The following is a 19,639-nucleotide window of genomic DNA, read 5'->3' as shown; positions in this document are numbered from 1 at the left end:
TCTCTCTAATTTTTTGCCAGGGGATCTGCGGGGAAAACCATCGTAAATCCACCGTTACCCTTGATCCCCAGGTTTACTTCAATACCGCTTTCAATATCCCGGCGAACCAGTGTCCGCGTATCGTCGCCGTCGGTAATCAGGCTGCCCAGACGCGGCCCCATAAACGACAAGTCCAGCTGCACGGTTTTTTCTTCGGTTTGCGCATTGATTCCCGAAACATACCAGCTGGCGCCACTGCGACGGGCAATCACGGCAAACTTGCCAGGGAAGCCATCCAGCAGGCGGCTTTCCTCCCATACCGCGGGAATATCACGCAGATACTCCCGCACGAACGGCGCCACCTCCATCATGCCCGTATCGGTTTCGGCAACATGCTGTATCCCGGACAAAAACAATACCGGCAGCGCCAGTTCAAATCCGTTACTGGTACGACGTTCGATATTGGGGATTTCGGAAAATACCGTGGGGGTAAAATCCATCGGATCAAACGCGTTGCGGGTAAACGGCAGCATCGCCATATGCGCGGCGGCCCTGTCTGCAGAGTTCTGCATGAAGGTGATCATTTCAAAACCGTGCACCGCTTCCGCGGTCATAAAATTCGGAAAGGTGCGGTGCAGTCCCCGCGGCAGGGTAGCGCCGTGAAAATTGACCAGCAGCTCAAACTCGGCGGCGTCGGTGAGAATCTGGCGGTAATAGTCCACCATGGACACACCATCACCGGCGAAGAAATCCACCTTGATGCCGGCTATACCCATCTGCTGCAGACGGGCGAATTCCGTACGGCGCTGTTCGCGGGTCAGCAACTGGCTTTTCGGGGTGTATTCGGTTTTGTTCCAGGGACCGGAAGAGTTGTACCACAGTAACAGGCCAACATTTTTCTCCGCCGCGTAACCGGCAAGCTCGGCCATTTTTTCGTAGCCGATGTTCTGATCCCAGTTCACATCCACCAGCACATAACGCCACCCCATGGCCGCGGCGTAATCGATAAACTGCAGCTGGGTGTCGTAGTTCACCGACTCATCCTTAAGCAGCGCCCAGCTCCAGCTCGCGGTACCCGGTTTAACCCAGTCCATTGGCGCAATCGCGGGAGCAGCCAGGTCGGTGCCGAGGCTGGACTCAGCAATGGTAGCCAGCTCGCCAATCGCAATAATTCGCCAGGGCGATTTGAACGGCAGCTGCGACTGCCCCATCAAGGCACCGTCCGTATAGCGCTCGGCGTCCATCGGGTAGCCAATACGGAATTCTCCTGCACGGGATTCGCCCTGCAGGCGCGAGGCATGATAACGGCCATCCATACCTGCCTCGGTAATGAGAGCCCAGCCGCCATCGGTCTTGAACAGCGACGGAAAAACCCAACCTGCCTCACTGACGTTCACCTCAGTAACCGGCACATCCATGATGTAGTGCTCTTCATAGGACGGATTGGTATTCATCCATCCGGTCTGGGCCACAGCCACCGGCTGCAGCCAGGCCCTGGCACGATCGGTAAACGCAAAGCTGGTGGTTTCGGCGCGGACAGTTTTAATATCCACAGACTCGCCCGGCAGATGGTACTGGAACGCAACGCCGTCATTGGAGACGCGAAAGGCGATATCCAGTTTCTGGCCGACAAGGTTCTGCAAGTGAAAAACCTGTTCCATGGCGGTGTAGGTATTGTGACGGCGCTTGCCCTGACGCAATTCGTATTCGCTATGCACCAGTGTCGGCTTTGTGGCGGAAAGCAGTTCGAGCTTTTCACTCAGATCGCGATCATCCAGCACGATACCCAGTTTGGAATTATTCAGAACCGTTACCTGATTGCGGCTCACCGCATAGCGGACCTCACCGGTTTCAGTGAGGGAAAAAATCACCTTCAGACTGCCGTCGGGACTCTGCAGACTGTAGCGGGTGTTGTGCTCACAGGCACTGATGACCAACAGATAAGTCAGCATCAATACCGGTATCAGGTATTTTTTCATCGCAGTAGTGTCTGGTTATAAATTATTTTTCAGTAACACCGTCGTTTCTGTTGTTGTAGGAGCCTGCTTGCAGGCGAATCGGCGGGCTCGTAGAAACCCGCTAATCGCCTGCAAGCAGGCTCCTACATTACGGGCCGATTATTTGACCGGGTCCACACCTTCGGAAGTCATCACGATTCGTTTGATAGTGCCGTCTTCGTTGTAGTAAAGGTCATCGATACATACGGAGCGACGGAAACTGCCCCCCTCCGGCGTACCACCATTGTGATAAATAAAGAACGAGCGGTCCTTGTAGTCAATGATGGACTGGTGGTTGGTGTTGGAATTACCCGCCAGCTCATTGAGGATGCCCTTGTATTCCCAGGGACCTTCGATGGATTTGCTCATGGCGTAGCCGATTTTTTCCGGGAATCCCATAGCGTAAGTCAGGTAGTAGTAATCACCATGCTTGTGGGCATAGAGCGCCTCGGTAAAGTTCGGCAGATCCAGGCTGTGGATGGGCCCATCCAGTTCAATCATATTGTCTTTGAGCTTGGCCCAGCGCGGCTTGGTGTTGCCAAAGAACAGATAAGCCTCACCGTTGTCATCGATAAATGCCGCCGGATCCAGATCGTCCCAGTCAATCTTGGTATCGGTGGTCATGTCGTTGCTGATCAGGGCCTTGCCCAGGGCATCCTTGAATGGTCCGGTAGGGCTGTCAGAAACGGCAACGCCGATGGCAAACCCGGGCTTCGTTTCATCGTGGCGCACAGTGGTGTAGAAATAGAACTTCCCATCTTTTTCCACCACGTGACTGGCCCAGGCATCGCCACGGGCCCATTTGAAATCCTTTACCGCCAGTGGTGAGCCTTCATTTTTCCAATTCACCATATCGGTGGAAGAAAATACCAGCCATTTATGCATTTCGTAGAAGCCCTTATTATCTTTGGCTTCGTCGTGGCCGGTGTACAGGTACACGGTACCATCGTGTACCATGGCCGCGGGATCGGCGGTGAGAACGTCTGTGATGGCCGGGTTAGCGGCATGGGTGATCACTGCGGTGGTGGCAAACCCGGTTGCGGCAATAGCCGCGAAAATTTTGTTCTTCATAGTCTCTCACTTCTATTTTTATATTTTCAATTCGAAACAAGTGTTTAGTCCGGACTGTGCTGGCGGAAATCCGGCATGCCACTGTGGTCCCAATGCAACACTCGCACGCGGGTCGCGCGATTGGTATCCATCAACGGGTTGCCTTTGATCTCGCGGTAATCCCGCGCGTGGTATACCAGCAGGTCGGTTTTACCATCTTCCGCCAGGGTAAAGCTGCTGTGTCCGGGACCGAAACGTTTTTCTTCCGCGTTGGTAAAAAACACCGGCTCGGGTGACTTTTGCCAGCTTGCAGGATCCATCAGATCTGCGCTCTGGTCGGCCCAAAGTAACCCCATCGCGTAATTCGCGTCGGTAGCACTGGCAGAGTAGGTGATAAAAATACGGTCGTGCTTTTTCAGCACCGCGGGACCTTCGTTGACCTTGTGGCCTATCCGCTCCCAGTCAAAGGTAGGGTCGGACAGGGTGATCACCGGTTCCCGGATTTCAACCGGCGATGCCATCTCGGCCATCAGCAGGGATGAGCCGCGCACATTCTCTTCGTCGTACTGGGCCCACACCAGGTAGCGTTTGCCGTTGTGGCTGAAGCTGGTGGCATCCAGTGAGAAGGTATCAACCGGGGTGGCGATGCGCCCCATCTCCTGCCACTCGCCATTGCGCGGATCAGTGCTGGCATTGCGCAGGGCGTACATACGAATTTTCCACGGGTTCTCCGCCTCGCCGGCGGCAAAGTAGATATACCAGGCGCCGTCGATCCGGTGCAGCTCCGGCGCCCAGATATGGGCGCTCATCGGGCCACTGGGATGTTTGCGCCAGATTACGCTGGGAATGGCGTTGGCGATTTCGGTAATGATATCGGCACTACGTAATTCGATGCGGTCGTATTCCGGTGCAGTGGCAACGAAAAAGTAGCGGTCCTGATAACGCAGCATCCACGGGTCCGCCCGCTGGGCGACCAGGGGCTTGGGGTAATCCAGCGGGACACTGGTCGACGCGGCCAATGCAGCCTGGGCACAGGTCAACAGCCAGATACAGGCGTAGCCGAGTGCCCTTCGGTACAGGGTTCGGGAGATCATCGCTTCGTTATCGTTTTTAATCTTGTCTTATTCGCGACTCAGCCCCAGGGTATACATTCCCGGGTGCGGTTGCCGCACTGCAAACAATATTATTATACTACCAATAGCCTAACAACCCTGATCGGCACCGTTTTGGCAGAGGTTTTGACAACAGTGCATCCGGGCTTGTAAGAATGAGAGAACACCAAAAAGACCTATAACAGAGAAGCCGTTATGTTTCCGCTTCCCGTCGCCTTCTGGCGCCCTGCGGCCCTGCTCGCCGCCTGCCTCACTCTCCCTCTCAGCGCCTGCGCCGACAGCGATGCCCAACCTCCGCGCCAGATCGATGTACACGATCCGGTCATGGCCAAAGAAGGGGATACCTACTACCTGTTCAGTACAGGCCCCGGGATCACTATCTACAGTTCACGGGATATGCGCCAGTGGCAGTACGCTGATCGCGCCTTCTCCGCTGAGCCAGTGTGGGCGAAAACGGTTTCTCCGAGCTTCAATGGCCACCTTTGGGCGCCGGATGTTATTGAGCACGATGGGCGCTTCTATCTCTACTACTCGGTTTCGGCATTCGGCAAAAACACCTCCGCCATCGGTGTGACGGTTTCCGAAACCCTGGATCCACACGCTCCCGAATACGGCTGGCATGACCAGGGCATTGTGGTGCAGTCGATTCCCCACCGGGATCACTGGAATGCGATTGATCCGGCGATCATTTTTGACCAGCAGGGTACGCCCTGGATGAGCTTTGGTTCTTTCTGGGAGGGACTGAAGCTGGTAAAGCTGGCCCCATCCCTGACGAAGCTGGCGGAGCCCCAGGAGTGGCATACCATCGCCCGCGGCAACCGCCAACAATACCAGCCTGTGGATAAGGCGGGATCCGAGGAACTGGAGGCACCGTTTATCTTTGCGAAGAACGGTTATTACTACCTGTTTATTTCCCGCGGTCTCTGCTGCAAGGGCGATGACAGCACTTACCGCTTGGCGGTGGGGCGCTCAAAATCCGTAACCGGTCCCTATGTGGACAAAGACGGTGTGGATATGGCGCACGGCGGCGGTACCCCGCTGATCTCCGGCAACAAGGCCTGGCCGGGGCTGGGGCACAACAGTGCCTACACCTTCGACGGGAAGGATTACCTCGTTCTGCATGCTTACGAGTCTGCGGATAACGGGTTACAGAAGTTGAAGATCATGGATCTTGAGTGGGATGAGGGGCTTTGGCCTGTGGTGGACCCTTTGCAGCTGGATTCTTACAAAGGGTACAAAACTAAATAGCTCCAATAGCCACAGGCGGGCGTTGGTCCCCTTGAGTGGCGGCCGAGCACTGGGTGGAGGTTTTTGAAACCGCTGTGAATATATCCCTGTACGCTGCGTCGGCGACGTCCCTGTCGCCGACGCTTTCAAAAACCTCCACCCAGCGCTCGGCCTTCACGATAAACCTACTTACTTCGTTAGCATGATTAGCTACGTAGTTCGAAAATCAAAAATGAAGGCACTGCTACCGCCACAAATATATCTACGAAGCACCTCAAGACCACAGAACCCCAAAATCATCCACAACAATAAATTCAAAACAACGAGACAGCGATGAAAAAACTACTCCTGAGCCTGGCTTTGAGCTCAATTGCAATCGCAGGGTGTTCCGAAAAAAGTAAAGTGCCCGTAGAAATGGCGCCCTTCCCTCTCGATCAGGTACGTCTGCTGGAAAGCCCCTTCAAACACGCCCAGGATAAAAACATCGAATATATTCTGGCCATGGATCCGGACCGCCTGCTGGCGCCCTACCTGAAAGAAGCGGGGCTGGCGCCGAAGGCGGACAATTATGGCAACTGGGAAAACACCGGTCTCGATGGGCATATCGGTGGCCACTACATAACCGCTCTTTCTCTCGCCTGGGCGGCTACAAGTAATGAACAGGTCAAGCAGCGCCTCGACTACATGCTCGATGAGCTGAAGCGCGCACAGGATAAAAACGGAAATGGTTACCTGAGTGGCGTGCCCGGTGGCAAAGCCATGTGGGATGAGCTGGCCGCAGGGAATATCCGTTCAGACCTGTTTACCCTCAACGAAAAATGGGTACCCCTCTACAATATCCACAAGGTCTACGCCGGTCTGCGCGACGCTTATATTTATGCGGATAGCCAGCATGCACTGACCATGCTTATCGCCCTATCCGACTGGAGCGCGAAGCTGATCGCCAACCTTACCGACGAACAGGTACAGCTTATCCTGAAAAGTGAGCATGGCGGACTGAATGAAGTCTATGCGGATGTGGCCGACATTACCGGCGACAAAAAATACCTGGAAATTGCCCGGCGTCTTTCCCACCGGGAAATCCTGACTCCACTGGAGCAGCATCAGGACAAGCTGACCGGTCTGCACGCCAACACCCAGATTCCGAAAGTGATCGGCTATAAACGGGTTGGCGATCTGGCCGGGGATAAAAGCTGGCAGGCGGCCGCGGCATATTTCTGGAATGAAGTCGTGGAACACCGCACCGTCGCCATCGGCGGCAACAGTGTGCGCGAACACTTTCACCCCACCGACGACTTTACCCCCATGGTCGAGGACGTGGAGGGGCCGGAAACCTGCAATACCTACAACATGTTGAAACTTACACGGATGTTGTACCTGAGCGAACCGCAAACCCGCTATGTCCGCTACTACGAACGGGCTATCTACAATCACATTCTGTCATCTCAGAATCCGGATACCGGTGGGCTGGTGTACTTTACGCCCATGCGCCCGAACCACTACCGCATGTACTCACAGCCACAGGATGCCATGTGGTGCTGCGTGGGTTCCGGGATTGAAAACCACAGTAAATACGGCGAAATGATTTATGCCCATCGCGGCGACGCGCTGTATGTGAACCTGTTTATTCCTTCCACTCTCAACTGGGAGCAAAAAGGAATCCAGCTGCAACAGGAAAACCATATTCCCGATACCGAGAGTACCGCCATCACCCTAACCGGCAGCGGTAAATTTACCCTGCAACTGCGCTACCCAGCCTGGGTCAAAGAAGGTGAACTTGCGATTGCCGTTAACGGAAAGCCAATAACGGTCACGGAAACACCCGGTAGTTACGTGGCGATTGAACGCCACTGGCAAGACGGCGACCGCGTGGAAGTACATTTGCCCATGCATATCGAAGCCGAACAACTGCCGGATCAATCCGACTATTTCGCGCTGACCTATGGCCCGGTGGTACTGGCGGCAAAAACCCAACCCTTTGCCGGCGAACACCTCAATTATTTTGCCGACAACAGCCGCATGGGGCATATCGCCAGCGGCCCCATGTGCCCACAGGAGCTGACGCCCACATTTGTAAGTGAAAGCCGCGATTTCCTTGGCAACCTCGAGCGTCTGCCCGGCCTGGAGTTGCGACTGGCCGCACCGGACAGTCTGCAGCTAGCAGACATGCAAACATTACAAGCCAGCGCGTCCTTCTCCGGACTGCCACAACTGAATCCACAGGCCGGTCGCAATCTGGAGCTGATTCCGTTTTTTCGCGTGCACGAATCCCGCTACACCCTTTACTGGCCGTACAGCACCCCACAGGGTCTGGCGGAAAAACAGCAACAAAGGGAAACGGAAGATCGCGCGCGAATGGCCCTGGCCCGCCAGACCATCGACAAAGTGGCACCGGGAGAACAGCAACCGGAGGCCGACCACTTCTTTGCTGGCAGTGACACCGAAGCAGGTGTTCACCTTGGCCGTCACTGGCGCCACACCCGCGACTGGTTCAGCTACCAGCTAAAGGATCCGGAGCAGGAAGCCCACAGGCTGCGTATTACCTATTACGGTCTGGATAGCGGCCGCCACTTCCGCATCCTCGCCAATGACGTAGAAATCGCGGAAGTGGAACTGGATGGCAGTGGCGGCGATGATTTTTTCGATGTGGACTATCTGGTACCAGTGGAAGTACTGGAAAAATCCGATACGGGCACCATCGATCTCAGGTTTGAGGCCGGAGAAAATTCTCTAGCAGGGGGGATTTACGGAGTACGCCTGCTGCGAGGCAAAAACGAGCGCAGCTGAGGTATCGATATCAGGTCTTCTGTGATCGAAAAAATCCCCGGCCAGCAATCCTGAGCGGGGATTTTTTTATATTTGATCCGCTTTCAGGCGAGTTCTGCCACCGCCTCTTGCTGCAGTATCTGGCTGGTGTTGAAACGGAATCCCATAACTCCCTTGAACGGCGTCCGGAATACGAACAGGTTGCCCGCTTGCCACTCCCGATCGAGCGTCCACTCGTTGAGCGATTCCTTCGCTGTGGTGACGAACATCAGGTTCATGTCCGGGCCACCGAATGTGACGCAGGTTGGCTGACTGACTGGCACCGGGATGGCACCAGCGAGATTGCCATCCGGAGCGTAACGCTGCACCCTGGCACCGCGCCACTGTGCGGACCACAGATAACCGTCGGCATCGACGGTGGCGCCGTCCGGGTAGACACCGAACATGGTGCGCGCAAACAGTTCGCGCTCGCTGAGATCACCGCGACGGGCATCGAACTTGTAGCGGTAGATACTGCGGCGAGGAGAATCCGCGAAGTAGAAATGGCTGGAATTCACATCCCAGCAACAGCCGTTGGAAATATGGATATTCTTTTCCTGCTCACTGACGATGCCGTTTGGCTCCAGGCAGTAGAGAATACCGGCGGCGCTATCGCGGCCATCTTCCGCCATGGTGCCGGCCCAGAAGCGTCCCTGGCGGTCGATCTTGCCATCATTAAAGCGCAGACCACTGCCCTTTTGCAGCAGGGTTTTCTGCCAAAGAATTTTTCCGCGGCGGTAATCAAACAGGGCAAATCCGCTTTCAAATGCCGCAACAATGCAGTTTTCGCGGTCGGTAAATGCAAACGCACACAGCCGCTCAGGGGTGTCGAACACCTCCAGCTCCCTCCCCGGCCACGTCAGCCGGTAGAGTTTGCACTCATGAATATCAGTCCACCAGACACTCTGTTCCGTGGAGTTCCACAATACACCCTCGCCCAGGGTATTGCCGACTTCGATTGCATCTATGCGCTGTACTTCGAGCATATGAGCCTCTTATTTTCTGCATCGCGTTAATTTTTATAATGATTGCGCGCAGCAACCGCCTAGTGTGCCGCTGCGCTGGCCTGGCGCCGAGTCAACAAGCGTTGCATGCCGATAAAGGCAAACAATAACAGGCCAATGACGATCTTGGTCCACCAGCTGTTGAGAGTGCCATCAAACGAGATGTACGTCTGAATAACACCCATGATCAACACGCCAATCAGGGTACCCACCACATAACCGGAACCTCCGCTCAACAGAGTACCACCAATAACCACTGCGGCAATGGCATCCAGCTCCATTCCGACCGCAGCCAGTGAATAGCCTGAAAAGGTATAGAAGGAATAGACGATCCCACCCAGAGCCGACAGGACGCCGCTGATAGCGTAGATGCTGATGGTCGTGCGAGCGACCGGAACCCCCATCAATTGCGCAGACTGGGCGCTGCCACCGAGGGCATAGATAAATCCACCGAGACGACTGTAATGCGCCAGGAGTATCGCAGCGAGCAACACTACCAGCAGAATCAGAGTGGAGGCACCCACCCAGGCGCCACCGGGCAATGACAGCCCGAAGTCCGCCACTGCATCGTAAAACGGGTGATCAATCGGGATGGACTCTTCGCTCAGGGTGGTCGCCAGGCCGCGAGCAAGAAACATACCGGCGAGAGTGACAATAAACGGCTGCAGTTTGTAATAGTGGATCAGCGCGCCCATGGACGCACCAAACAAACCTCCGCCGATCAGCACCAGCGGAAATACGATCAACGGGTGCATTTGCAGTTCACCGATCAGCAAGCCGCACACCACACCAGTAAGCGCGATCACCGCCCCCACCGAAAGATCGATACCACCGGAGATGATCACAAAGGTCATACCGATTGCAGTAATCACCAGAAACGCATTGTCGGAAAACAGGTTAGCGACGACCCGGGTGCTGCCAAAACCCTCAAACTGAACCGCGCCCACCAGAAACAACAGTACAAACAGTGCCGTGGTCACATAGAGCGAAGTAAACCTGGAATTTGCGATAGAACCGATCATGGCTGCGCCTCCCCAACGTTCTTTTTGCCGATGGCTGAAAACAATGCAGCCATCTGCTGCTGGAAACGCGGTGATTGCAGCAGCAGTACGGAAATGACCACTACCGCTTTGATCAACAGATTAAATTTGGCCGGCAGGCCACTCATGATGATGGTGGTAGACAGGCACTGGATCACCAGTACACCGATAATAGACAGCGCCAGAGAAAAGCGTCCGCCCATTAGCGAGGCACCGCCGATCACTACCGCGAGAATTGCATCCAGTTCCAGCCACAAACCGGCGTTGTTGGCGTCGGCGCCCTGAATATCTGCAGCCGCGATCATTCCGGCCAGGGCAGCACAGACACCGGCGATGCAGTACACCATCATCTTCACCGCACGCTGGTTAATACCCAGGTAATAGCTGGCACCCGCATTGCAGCCTACACTCTCCACAAACAGGCCCAGGGCGGTTTTGCGCATCAGCAATTGAACCAGGGCAAATACAATAAGAACCAGAACAATGGGGAACGGCAGACCGAGAAAAGTTCCAGTACCCAGAAACGCGAAGGCCTGATTCTGGAACGTCACGATCTGACCGGAATTAATCAGCTGAGCAATACCGCGCCCGGCCACCATCAGGATCAGAGTGGCGACGATGGGCTGAATTCCCATGTAGCTCACCAGTCCGCCGTTGATCGCACCGGCGACCAGTCCGGCTGCCAGGCCCGCGGCAATGACCAGAAAAATATTATCGATTCCGGCAACAATCAGGCTCGCGCACACGGCGCCAGCAATGGCCATGGTGGCACCCACGGACAGATCGATACCGCCCGTTGCAATTACCAGAGTCATACCAATCGCCAGCAGTGCCACCGGCGCGCTGCGATTCAGTACATCGATCAGACTACCGTAGAGGCGACCATCCTGGATTTCGATATGGAAAAATTCCGGGGCCAGAACCAGATTGATGGCCAGCAGGCAAAAAAGCCCCAGCAGTGGCCACAAATAGCGGCCGGAAAGATTCGGCAGTTCTATTTTTTTCCGCGGTGCGGCCTGGCCGACGGTAGTGTTCATATTATTCACGTTGGTAACTCGCTTTTGTAGGAACCTGCCTGCAGGCAAACCTTACAGGTTGTCGGCACTGGGTGCCGGTTCGCCTGCAGGCAGGCTCCTACAACGTCAGATTCGTTCAGGCTTCAGCGATGGCACGCATGATATTGCTCTCGCTGATGTCATCGCCTTCGATCTCTGCCACTTTGCGGCGGTCGCGCATCACCGCGACGCGATCGGAGAAGGCAACCAGTTCGTCCAGTTCGGACGAGGTCACCAGCAGAGACATACCCTCGCTACAGAATTTCTTGATCAACTTCAGAATTTCCGCATGCGCACCGATGTCGACGCCCCTTGTGGGTTCGTCCAGTACCAGCAGCTGCGGATTGGTGGCGAGCCAGCGCGCGAGAATGACTTTCTGCTGATTGCCACCGCTCAATTGTTCGATCGGCTTTTCCGCATCTGGCGTCGCAATCTGTAATTCCCGAATAAAGCGATCGGCCAGTTGTTGCTGTTCCGCTCTGTTCATCGGGCGCCACCAGCCGCGACGGGCCTGTAGAGCGAGTGCAATATTTTCCCGAATGGACAGCGGGCCTACGATACCGCTGGTTTTACGATCTTCCGGGCACAGTGCCAACCCCCGGGCAATGGCCTCTGCCGGCTGACTGAAACTCTGGTCAGCACTGTTTAATTTGAGTTTGCCGCCGGTTTTCCTGTCGACGCCGAACACCGTGCGACACACTTCCGAACGACCAGAACCGAGCAGGCCCGCCAGACCCACCGCTTCACCCCGTCGCACCGTCAGCGAAGTTGGCTGTAGGGAACCCCGCACTGCGACTTCTTCCAGTTCCAGCAGGGGCTCGGCGAGGGATTTTTCCTCCCGCTCACCGCGACCGTGGGTCTGTGCCTGCAGCTCCTTGCCGAGCATATGCCCCACCAGATCTCTGCGGGACAAGGTCGCCGCATCAAATTCACCAACCAGCTGGCCATTTCGCAGAACGGTAATGCGATCACTCACCGCATAGACCTGATCCAGGAAGTGGGTGATAAACACGATACCGATGCCCTTGGCTTTCAGCTCGCGCATCACCCCAAACAGCTGCTCACATTCGTCCGCGTCGAGGCTCGCTGTGGGTTCGTCCAGTACCAACACCTTCGCCGACATATCCACACCGCGCGCGATGGCGATCAGCTGCTGCACGGCTACGGAGAAGCTCGCCAGCGGCCGGGTCACGTCGATATCCAGTTCGAAGCGCTCGAGTACCTCCCGGGACTGCCGGTTGATCCGCTTCCAGTCGATCAGTCCGAACTTTTTCGGCTCACGCCCCAGGTACAGGTTCTGCGCGACACTCAGGTTTGGCAGCAGGTTCACTTCCTGATAGACGGTGCTGATACCCACGGCCTGGGCGTCGGCGGTACTTTTCAGTTTCAGCGGCTGCCCGAGATACGTCATGCTGCCGCCGTCACCCTGCAGCGCGCCGGTCATTACTTTGACCAGCGTGGATTTGCCGGCTCCATTTTCCCCCAGTAGCGCGTGAACTTCCCCTTCACGCAACTGGAAATCCACGCCGTCCAACGCCTTTACACCCGGGTAGCGTTTTTCAACTTTACTCAGACTCAACAAGGTCATGGCTCACACCCGCTGACTATTTCTTTGCGCGTTTGGTGTATTCCGCCGCAGCGGTTTCCTGGGTAAACAGATCACCAGTCGTGGTAATCAGTTTTTCCAGTTTGCGCTCACCTTTCAGGTAAGCTTCGATCACGTCAAACGCAGGGCCGCCCAGGTGTGGATTCAGCTCTACGGTGGCATTGGCATCGCCGTCCGCCATGGCTTTGAAGTAGTCCGGAACACCGTCCACGGACACCACCAGGATGTCTTCACCTGGCTTCAGCCCCGCTTCTTTGATGGCCTGGATGGCGCCGATGGCCATCTCATCGTTATGAGACCAGAGTGCGCAGATGTCCTTGCCGCCGCTTTCAGCCTTGAGCATGGCTTCCATCACTTCTTTGCCCTTGGTACGGGTAAATTCGCCGGTTTGGCTGCGCACGATTTTTGCTTCGGGATAGCCGGCAATGACTTCGTTAAACCCCTTCATTCGGTCTATGGCGGCAGTGGCACCGACAGTGCCCTGAAGTTCGAGAATGCTGCAGTTGCCCTGGGTTTCATCCATCAGCCACTGGGCAGCGCGACGACCTTCCTCAACAAAGTCAGACGCAATGCGGGTGAGGAACAGGCCGTCGTTATTGACGTCGATATTGCGGTCGAGAATGATCACAGGAATACGCGCGCGCTTGGCCTCCCGCAGCACCGGCTTCCAGCCGGTTTCCACGACCGGAGCGATCATGATGGCGTCAACGCCCTGGGCGATAAAGCTGCGCACGGCCTTGATCTGATTTTCCTGCTTTTGCTGCGCATCGGAAAACTTGAGTTCAATACCACGCTTTTCGGCTTCCGCTTTGACGGACTCACTGAAGCTGGTGCGCCAGCCACTTTCCGAGCCGACTTGAGAAAAGCCGATGGTGGTTGCGGATACTGCCTGGCTGGCACACAGGGCCATGGCGAAGGCGCTGGACAGGATTTGAGAGATCTTCATATCGGACTCCTCATCACTTTGGATTGTTTATATTTATTCTTGGGGGCTGAGCTGCGAGGTCCCTCTCGCAGACAGTCCCGGGTACCGTTACCGGATCGAACCCTTCGCAGTAAATTTCTCACTACGAAACAGGTTGAATAACTATTCCGTAGAAAACTGGTAGATCGTCGTCTGTCTGTACTCTTCACTTTTCTGCAAAATCACAGAAGGAAAATTGCTGTGGTTTGGCGCATCTGGGAAACCGTGGGTCTCCAGGCAAAGTCCCGCATACTGATTCATGGGAGAACCGCCATCGCGGTTGCGGCTTCCATCCAGGAAATTGCCACTATAAAACTGTACTCCAGCTTCGCTGGAGACAATTTTTACCGAGCGACCGGAGGCCGGATGCACCAGAGAAGCAATCGGCTTCAGCACTTTCTCTGCAGTTTCATCCACTACCCAGAAATTATCGTATCCGCCCGGCCACCATTCGATATCGCGGCCGATCGTTTTGCGCTTGCGAAAATCTACTGGTGTATCGTCAACCTTGAGTAACTCACCCGTGGGAATCAGCTGTTCATTCAATCGAAGCAGGTGATCCGCGTAGATTTCCAGCTCGTGTTCCAGGATTCCATCGCGCCCGGCCAGATTCCAGTAACAGTGATTGGTCAGGGCCACCGGAGTATCCGCATCGGATACCGCGCGGTATTCCAGCGTCAGCGCATCCTTTTCGTCCAGACAATATGTCAGCTCAACAACCAACTTGCCCGGATAACCGCCCTCGCCGTCGTCACTGACACAACGGAAAGTGACCGACTGAAAACGCGCGGTGGATTCGCTCTGCACAACCTGCCAACGCTTGGTATGTAAACCCTGCGGGCCACCGTGTAAATGGTTTTCACCATCGTTTGCCGGCAGTTGGTAAGTCGCCCCACCCAGCTGAAACTGCGCGCCGCCAATACGATTGGCTACGCGACCGGCCGTCACCCCCAAATACCAGTTGTTTTCCAGCCAATGCTGGGGATCCGCGTAGGTCAGCAGGATATTATCACTGTGTCCGTAGCGATCCCTTGTGTGGATCGAGTACAGGCTGGCACCCAGGTCACATAGAGTGACCCGGGTGCCGCAACTGTTTTCCAGCGTAACCAGTTGCAGCGGCCGGTTGCTGCTGCCCTGTTGTTGACCAACGTCCAGTTCGGAGGTCTCAATACCGCTGGGCATGACCAATTCAGATTGCATCACTGGTTTTTTCACCGTTGACGAGACGTGCAATATTCAGCGGGTTGCTGTTTTTCAATGCGTCAGGCAGCAGGGCTTCCGGATAATTCTGGAAACAGATCGGGCGCACGAAACGGGCAATGGACATGGTACCGACGGAGGTGAAACGCGCGTCCGTCGCTGCCGGGAAGGGGCCGCCATGCATCATTGAATGACATACTTCCACGCCAGTGGGGAAGTTGTTGCACACCACGCGGCCCACTTTCTGGCGCAAAAGCTCGACCAAATCACCGTATCCGGCAAGTTCGGCTTCGGTGCACTGCAGCGTACCGGTGAGCTGCCCCTGCAGGGAAGCAACGGCCTGCAGCAGCTCTTCGCGGTTGCGGCACTTCACCACCAGTGACATGGGACCGAAGACTTCTTCCTGCAGTTCCTTGTTGGCCAGGAAGTTCTTGCCGTCCACAGTCAGCAGGCCCGCCTGACAGGTGAACCCCTTGCTGTCGCCAGCGGGTTCACCACAGCCGACCTGCTCAACACCTTGCTGGTCCCGCAGGCGGGCGACACCGCTCTGGTATCCGGCCAGAGTATTTTCGTTCAGCATGACACCACTGCCGACGTTGGACAGGGCTTCGCAGGTAGCGGCGATAAAGCGATCCAGCCCTTCACCTTCCACGGCGAGTACCAGGCCCGGGTTTACGCAGAATTGGCCGGTACCCAGAGTCAGGGAACCAACAAACCCTTCAGCGATGGTTTCGGCTTTTTCTTTCAACGCCTCCGGCAACAGGACTACCGGATTGATGCTGCCCATTTCGGCAAAGACCGGGATCGGCTCGGGACGCGCGTTGGCGAGATTGAACAGCGCCATACCACCCTGCAGGGAACCGGTGAATCCGACAGCCTTAACACCGTGCGCTTTCACCAGTTCGGCACCGACGCGCCGGCCGGAACCCATGATCAGGGAGAATACGCCGGCGGGCATACCGGTGCTCTTTACCGCCTTGTCGATCGCCTGGGCGACCAGCTCGCTGGTGCCGGGATGAGAGTTATGTCCCTTTACAATCACCGGACAACCGGCGGCAAATGCTGCCGCGGTGTCCCCACCAGCCACGGAGAAGGCCAGCGGGAAATTGCTCGCACCAAAGACCGCAACGGGCCCCAGTGCCTGATTGAAGGAGCGCAGATCCGGGCGCGGCAGGGGCTGACGCTCCGGCAAGGCAGTGTCGATACGCGCATCCAGGTATTCGCCCTGTTGAATCCAGTCTGCGAACAGGCGCAACTGGCCGCAGGTACGACCGCGCTCGCCTTCGGCGCGGGCGCGCGGGTAGCCGGTCTCGGCGGATACCCGCTCCAGCAGTTCGTCACCCAGCGCCATGATTTCGTCGGCACAGGCGTTCAGGAATTCCGCGCGCTTCGCCGGCGCCAGATTGGCAAATTCGGTGGCGCAGGCGCTGGCCGCATTGACCGCTTCGGTTACCTGAAACTCATCGGCGGCGGTAATTGCCGGCTCTAGATTTTCACCGGTGGCCGGGTTTACGCCGTAAAAAGATCCTGCACGGCCATCAGTCCAGTTGCCTGCGATCAATTGCTTTCCGGTAATGGTCATTCAATTTCTCCTTAAGATGTTTTTCTCACTCAATACGCCGCAAAAATCGAGTTACGGCGTAGCGAGCGGGTCGCCGGAGCGGAAGCGCCGGAGTGTGCAAATTCGTACATGGGGATGCTGAGCACCGCCGGGCACCACCTGGCACCCACGCAGTAGCTACAGACCATTTTTTAGATCCAGCCGCCGTCGACGATAAAGTTCTGCGCGGTACACATGCTGGCATCGTCCGAGGCGAGGAACAGTGCCATTGCACTGATGCTTTCCGGCATCAAGGGGTCTTTCACACTCTGCCCCTTGTCGATGGCTTCGCGCGCGACTTCGTCTACCCGCTCGTTCAGTTGTTTTTCGGTCATCACCCAACCGGGCACCAGGCAGTTCACGCGGATGCGATCCGGACCCATATCCCGGGCAAGCCCGCGGGTCAGGCCCTCGATGGCCGCTTTGGAACTGGTGTAACCCGGCATCCCACCCTGTCCCGCGTGCCAGCTCATGGAACCCAGGTTGATAATGGAGCCGGCACCCAGCTCTTTCATGTACGGATACACCGCCTGGGCGGCGAAAAAATGGTGGCGCAAATTGACCGCCAGGCACTTATCCCACTGTTCCGGACTGACGTTCTGAAAATCATGGCGAGTATCGTTAGCAGCATTGTTGATCAGCACGGAAATCGCCCCCAACTCAGATGCAGCCAGAGCAATAAGTGACTGCAGGCGCTCGATGTCGGTGAGGTCACAGGGATAAAAGCGGACTTCACCATTCCCCGGCACGCCGCCGAGCCTGTCCACCAGTGCCGCGGAGACATCTTCCTGAATATCCACGAACGCCACTTTGGCGCCCTGCTGACAGAAGGATTCCACCAGACTGGCGCCGATGCCAGAGCCTCCGCCGGAAACAAATACGGTTTTGCCTTTCAGGCTTGGATATTGATTGGTCAGCGTCATCATTCGCTCGTTTTATTGTTCTCTTGGGACCGGCGAGGATTCGGAGAATCCAATCTACAGGTGTGTCCGCATACGCTTGGGAAAAAAGGCGCCCTGAGGGCGCCAGGAGTCAAACGCGATAAACCGGATGGATTACCTGGAGAAAATCTTTTGTGCCATCACAGCGCATGCAGCGGCAGTCTTAGTGAGAGTGCGGTGGCACCTCGGAGCCGCGGCAGCCCACCAGAAAATCGAAGTCACAGCCTTCGTCGGCCTGCATCACATGGTTGCGATACATGGCTTCGTAACCACTGGTGCTGACGATAACCCGGTTGGCCTTGAGCTTTTCCAGGCGCGCGGCGATTTCTTCGTCCGACACTTCCAGATGCAGCACGCCATTGTCTGCGTCCAGGTGGATCATGTCACCGTCCTGAACCGCTGCCAACGGACCAAATTCCATGGCTTCCGGCGCGGTGTGCAATACCACCGTACCGAAGGCGGTACCACTCATACGCGCGTCAGAAATACGCACCATATCCTTGATGCCCTTTTTCAACACTTTCGGCGGCAGGCCCATATTGCCCACTTCTGCCATGCCCGGGTAACCCTTGGGCCCACAGTTTTTCAGAACCATCACGCAGGTTTCATCGATATCCAGATCCGGATCCACCACGCGGGACTTGTAATGCTCGAAATCTTCAAACACCACCGCGCGTCCACGGTGATTCATCAATTCGGGCGTCGCTGCAGAGGGTTTCAGTACCGCGCCGCGAGGCGCCAGGTTGCCGCGCAATACACAGATACCACCATTTTCTACTAATGGATTGTCCAGCGGACGGATCACATCGTCGTTGTAGCAGGGAGCATCTTCCACGTTTTCCCAGATGGTCTTGCCGTTGACGGTCAGGCAGTCTTTCTGCAACACACCGGATTCACCCAGGCGCTTCAGGACTGCGGGCAAGCCACCGGCGTAGTAAAACTCTTCCATCAGGTACTTACCAGACGGTTGCAGGTTTACCAGCGTAGGGACACCGCGGCCTTCTTTCCAGTCGTCCAGCTCCAGGTCAACACCCATACGACCAGCAATAGCCTTGAGGTGAATGACCGCATTGGTGGAACCGCCAATGGCCGCGTTGGTGCGAATGGCGTTCAGGAATGCGTCTCTTGTCAGCACCTTGGACAGGGTCAGATCCTCATGCACCATGTCGACGATGCGCATCCCGGAGAGGTGGGCCAGCACATAGCGACGGGAGTCCACCGCGGGAATCGCAGCGTTGTGTGGCAGGCTCGTACCCAGGGACTCCGCCATACAGGCCATGGTGGACGCGGTGCCCATAGTGTTACAGGTACCGGCCGAGCGCGACATACTCGCTTCGGCACTGAGGAATTCATGCAGGGAGATATTGCCGGCCTTGTACTCTTCGTGGGCCTGCCACACCAAAGTACCGGAACCCACGTCCTTGCCCTGGTGTTTGCCGTTCAGCATCGGCCCACCGGTGACCACGATGGTCGGCAGATTACAGCTGGCAGCACCCATCAGCAGAGCCGGGGTGGTTTTGTCGCAGCCCACCAGCAGCACCACAGCATCGATCGGATTGCCACGAATGGCTTCCTCGGTGTCCATAGCGGCGAGGTTACGGGTGAACATGGCGGTGGGGCGCAGGTTGGATTCACCACTGGAAAATACCGGGAACTCCACCGGCACGCCGCCGGCTTCGATCACGCCCTTCTTGACGTGCTCGGCAATTTTGCGAAAGTGAGCGTTACAAGGGGTCAGCTCCGACCAGGTATTACAGATACCGATGACAGGCTTGCCTTCGAAGTGGTGCTCGGGAATACCCTGATTTTTCATCCAGCTGCGGTACATGAAACCGTTCTTGTCCCGTGTACCAAACCAGTTGGCCGACCGCAGAACCGTCTTTTTCTTATCACTGGCCATTGTTATTGAACCCCATTTATTCTCTCATAACTATTATTGTATGACTTATTAAAATTCGGGACAAGCTCCACGGTGTTTTTGCACCCGAATCAGCCAACAAAGCTGGGAGCGGCACCTTTTAAGTGCGCTCATTGAGATACATCATATTGTATGATATTA

At 56.1% G+C, this 19,639-nt stretch carries 14 protein-coding genes; 2 read left to right on the top strand and 12 right to left on the bottom strand.

From position 1 onward, the window contains the following. Positions 1–5: 5 nt before the first annotated feature. The 3 genes from PVT68_RS15005 to PVT68_RS14995 form a co-directional block, all read right to left on the bottom strand. The gene (locus PVT68_RS15005) at positions 6–1,958 is read right to left on the bottom strand and encodes a glycoside hydrolase family 97 protein (RefSeq protein ID WP_280319376.1); all 1,953 of its coding nucleotides are present in this window, start codon (positions 1,956–1,958) and stop codon (positions 6–8) included. A gap of 138 nt (positions 1,959–2,096) precedes the next feature. Next, the gene (locus PVT68_RS15000; protein WP_280319375.1) at positions 2,097–3,047 is read right to left on the bottom strand and encodes a glycoside hydrolase family 43 protein; all 951 of its coding nucleotides are present in this window, start codon (positions 3,045–3,047) and stop codon (positions 2,097–2,099) included. A gap of 44 nt (positions 3,048–3,091) precedes the next feature. Continuing rightward, on the bottom strand, positions 3,092–4,120 hold the full coding sequence (locus PVT68_RS14995; RefSeq protein WP_280319373.1) for a glycoside hydrolase family 43 protein: 1,029 nt from the start codon (positions 4,118–4,120) through the stop codon (positions 3,092–3,094). 213 nt (positions 4,121–4,333) lie between these two features. Here PVT68_RS14995 and PVT68_RS14990 point away from each other — a divergent pair, with 213 nt between their 5' ends. Together PVT68_RS14990 and PVT68_RS14985 are read left to right on the top strand one after the other, a co-directional pair. After that, positions 4,334–5,386, top strand: coding sequence for an arabinan endo-1,5-alpha-L-arabinosidase (locus PVT68_RS14990; protein WP_280319371.1), 1,053 nt, complete (start codon positions 4,334–4,336; stop codon positions 5,384–5,386). Positions 5,387–5,698: 312 nt separating this feature from the next. After that, positions 5,699–8,152, top strand: coding sequence for a glycoside hydrolase family 127 protein (locus PVT68_RS14985; protein WP_280319369.1), 2,454 nt, complete (start codon positions 5,699–5,701; stop codon positions 8,150–8,152). Positions 8,153–8,235: 83 nt separating this feature from the next. Here the strand turns inward: PVT68_RS14985 and PVT68_RS14980 are convergent, their stop codons facing one another. The 9 genes from PVT68_RS14980 to PVT68_RS14940 all read right to left on the bottom strand — a co-directional run bounded on the left by PVT68_RS14980 (position 8,236) and on the right by PVT68_RS14940 (position 19,480). After that, complete coding sequence (locus tag PVT68_RS14980; protein WP_280319368.1) at positions 8,236–9,156, bottom strand: SMP-30/gluconolactonase/LRE family protein; 921 nt, start codon at positions 9,154–9,156, stop codon at positions 8,236–8,238. A gap of 59 nt (positions 9,157–9,215) precedes the next feature. Beyond that, positions 9,216–10,196, bottom strand: a complete 981-nt coding sequence (gene yjfF, locus PVT68_RS14975) for a galactofuranose ABC transporter, permease protein YjfF (RefSeq protein WP_280319366.1) — start codon at positions 10,194–10,196, stop codon at positions 9,216–9,218. After that, complete coding sequence (locus PVT68_RS14970; RefSeq protein WP_280322537.1) at positions 10,193–11,251, bottom strand: ABC transporter permease; 1,059 nt, start codon at positions 11,249–11,251, stop codon at positions 10,193–10,195. Before PVT68_RS14970 ends, yjfF begins: the two co-directional genes overlap by 4 nt. 115 nt (positions 11,252–11,366) lie before the next feature. Further along, complete coding sequence (locus PVT68_RS14965; RefSeq protein WP_280319365.1) at positions 11,367–12,857, bottom strand: sugar ABC transporter ATP-binding protein; 1,491 nt, start codon at positions 12,855–12,857, stop codon at positions 11,367–11,369. A gap of 16 nt (positions 12,858–12,873) precedes the next feature. Then, complete coding sequence (locus PVT68_RS14960) at positions 12,874–13,821, bottom strand: ABC transporter substrate-binding protein (RefSeq protein WP_280319363.1); 948 nt, start codon at positions 13,819–13,821, stop codon at positions 12,874–12,876. A 141-nt stretch (positions 13,822–13,962) separates the two neighbouring features. Beyond that, positions 13,963–15,039, bottom strand: a complete 1,077-nt coding sequence (locus PVT68_RS14955; RefSeq protein ID WP_280319361.1) for an aldose epimerase family protein — start codon at positions 15,037–15,039, stop codon at positions 13,963–13,965. Then, the gene (locus PVT68_RS14950) at positions 15,029–16,621 is read right to left on the bottom strand and encodes an aldehyde dehydrogenase (NADP(+)) (RefSeq protein WP_280319359.1); all 1,593 of its coding nucleotides are present in this window, start codon (positions 16,619–16,621) and stop codon (positions 15,029–15,031) included. The genes PVT68_RS14955 and PVT68_RS14950 overlap by 11 nt, the downstream gene beginning before the upstream one ends. A gap of 170 nt (positions 16,622–16,791) precedes the next feature. Further along, positions 16,792–17,562 (bottom strand): SDR family NAD(P)-dependent oxidoreductase, encoded by a 771-nt coding sequence (locus PVT68_RS14945; protein ID WP_280319357.1) that lies wholly within the window; start codon positions 17,560–17,562, stop codon positions 16,792–16,794. 181 nt (positions 17,563–17,743) lie between these two features. Further along, positions 17,744–19,480 carry an IlvD/Edd family dehydratase gene (locus tag PVT68_RS14940; protein ID WP_280319355.1) on the bottom strand — a complete coding sequence of 579 codons (1,737 nt, stop codon included), beginning with the start codon at positions 19,478–19,480 and terminating at the stop codon, positions 17,744–17,746. Positions 19,481–19,639: the final 159 nt, after the last annotated feature.

The sequence above is a fragment of the Microbulbifer bruguierae genome, assembly GCF_029869925.1.
GTDB lineage: Bacteria > Pseudomonadota > Gammaproteobacteria > Pseudomonadales > Cellvibrionaceae > Microbulbifer > Microbulbifer bruguierae.
This window is presented reverse-complemented; position numbering and strand designations above follow the sequence as displayed.

Excerpts from the sequence above, each read along its gene's own strand:
- PVT68_RS14965 (WP_280319365.1), bottom strand. The coding sequence starts at position 12,857 with ATGACCTTGTTGAGTCTGAGTAAAGTTGAAAAACGCTACCCGGGTGTA.
- yjfF (WP_280319366.1), bottom strand. The coding sequence starts at position 10,196 with ATGATCGGTTCTATCGCAAATTCCAGGTTTACTTCGCTCTATGTGACC.
- PVT68_RS14960 (WP_280319363.1), bottom strand. The coding sequence starts at position 13,821 with ATGAAGATCTCTCAAATCCTGTCCAGCGCCTTCGCCATGGCCCTGTGT.
- PVT68_RS14985 (WP_280319369.1), top strand. The coding sequence starts at position 5,699 with ATGAAAAAACTACTCCTGAGCCTGGCTTTGAGCTCAATTGCAATCGCA.
- PVT68_RS15005 (WP_280319376.1), bottom strand. The coding sequence starts at position 1,958 with ATGAAAAAATACCTGATACCGGTATTGATGCTGACTTATCTGTTGGTC.
- PVT68_RS14970 (WP_280322537.1), bottom strand. The coding sequence starts at position 11,251 with ATGAACACTACCGTCGGCCAGGCCGCACCGCGGAAAAAAATAGAACTG.
- PVT68_RS14945 (WP_280319357.1), bottom strand. The coding sequence starts at position 17,562 with ATGACGCTGACCAATCAATATCCAAGCCTGAAAGGCAAAACCGTATTT.
- PVT68_RS14940 (WP_280319355.1), bottom strand. The coding sequence starts at position 19,480 with ATGGCCAGTGATAAGAAAAAGACGGTTCTGCGGTCGGCCAACTGGTTT.
- PVT68_RS15000 (WP_280319375.1), bottom strand. The coding sequence starts at position 3,047 with ATGAAGAACAAAATTTTCGCGGCTATTGCCGCAACCGGGTTTGCCACC.
- PVT68_RS14980 (WP_280319368.1), bottom strand. The coding sequence starts at position 9,156 with ATGCTCGAAGTACAGCGCATAGATGCAATCGAAGTCGGCAATACCCTG.
- PVT68_RS14995 (WP_280319373.1), bottom strand. The coding sequence starts at position 4,120 with ATGATCTCCCGAACCCTGTACCGAAGGGCACTCGGCTACGCCTGTATC.
- PVT68_RS14950 (WP_280319359.1), bottom strand. The coding sequence starts at position 16,621 with ATGACCATTACCGGAAAGCAATTGATCGCAGGCAACTGGACTGATGGC.
- PVT68_RS14955 (WP_280319361.1), bottom strand. The coding sequence starts at position 15,039 with ATGCAATCTGAATTGGTCATGCCCAGCGGTATTGAGACCTCCGAACTG.
- PVT68_RS14990 (WP_280319371.1), top strand. The coding sequence starts at position 4,334 with ATGTTTCCGCTTCCCGTCGCCTTCTGGCGCCCTGCGGCCCTGCTCGCC.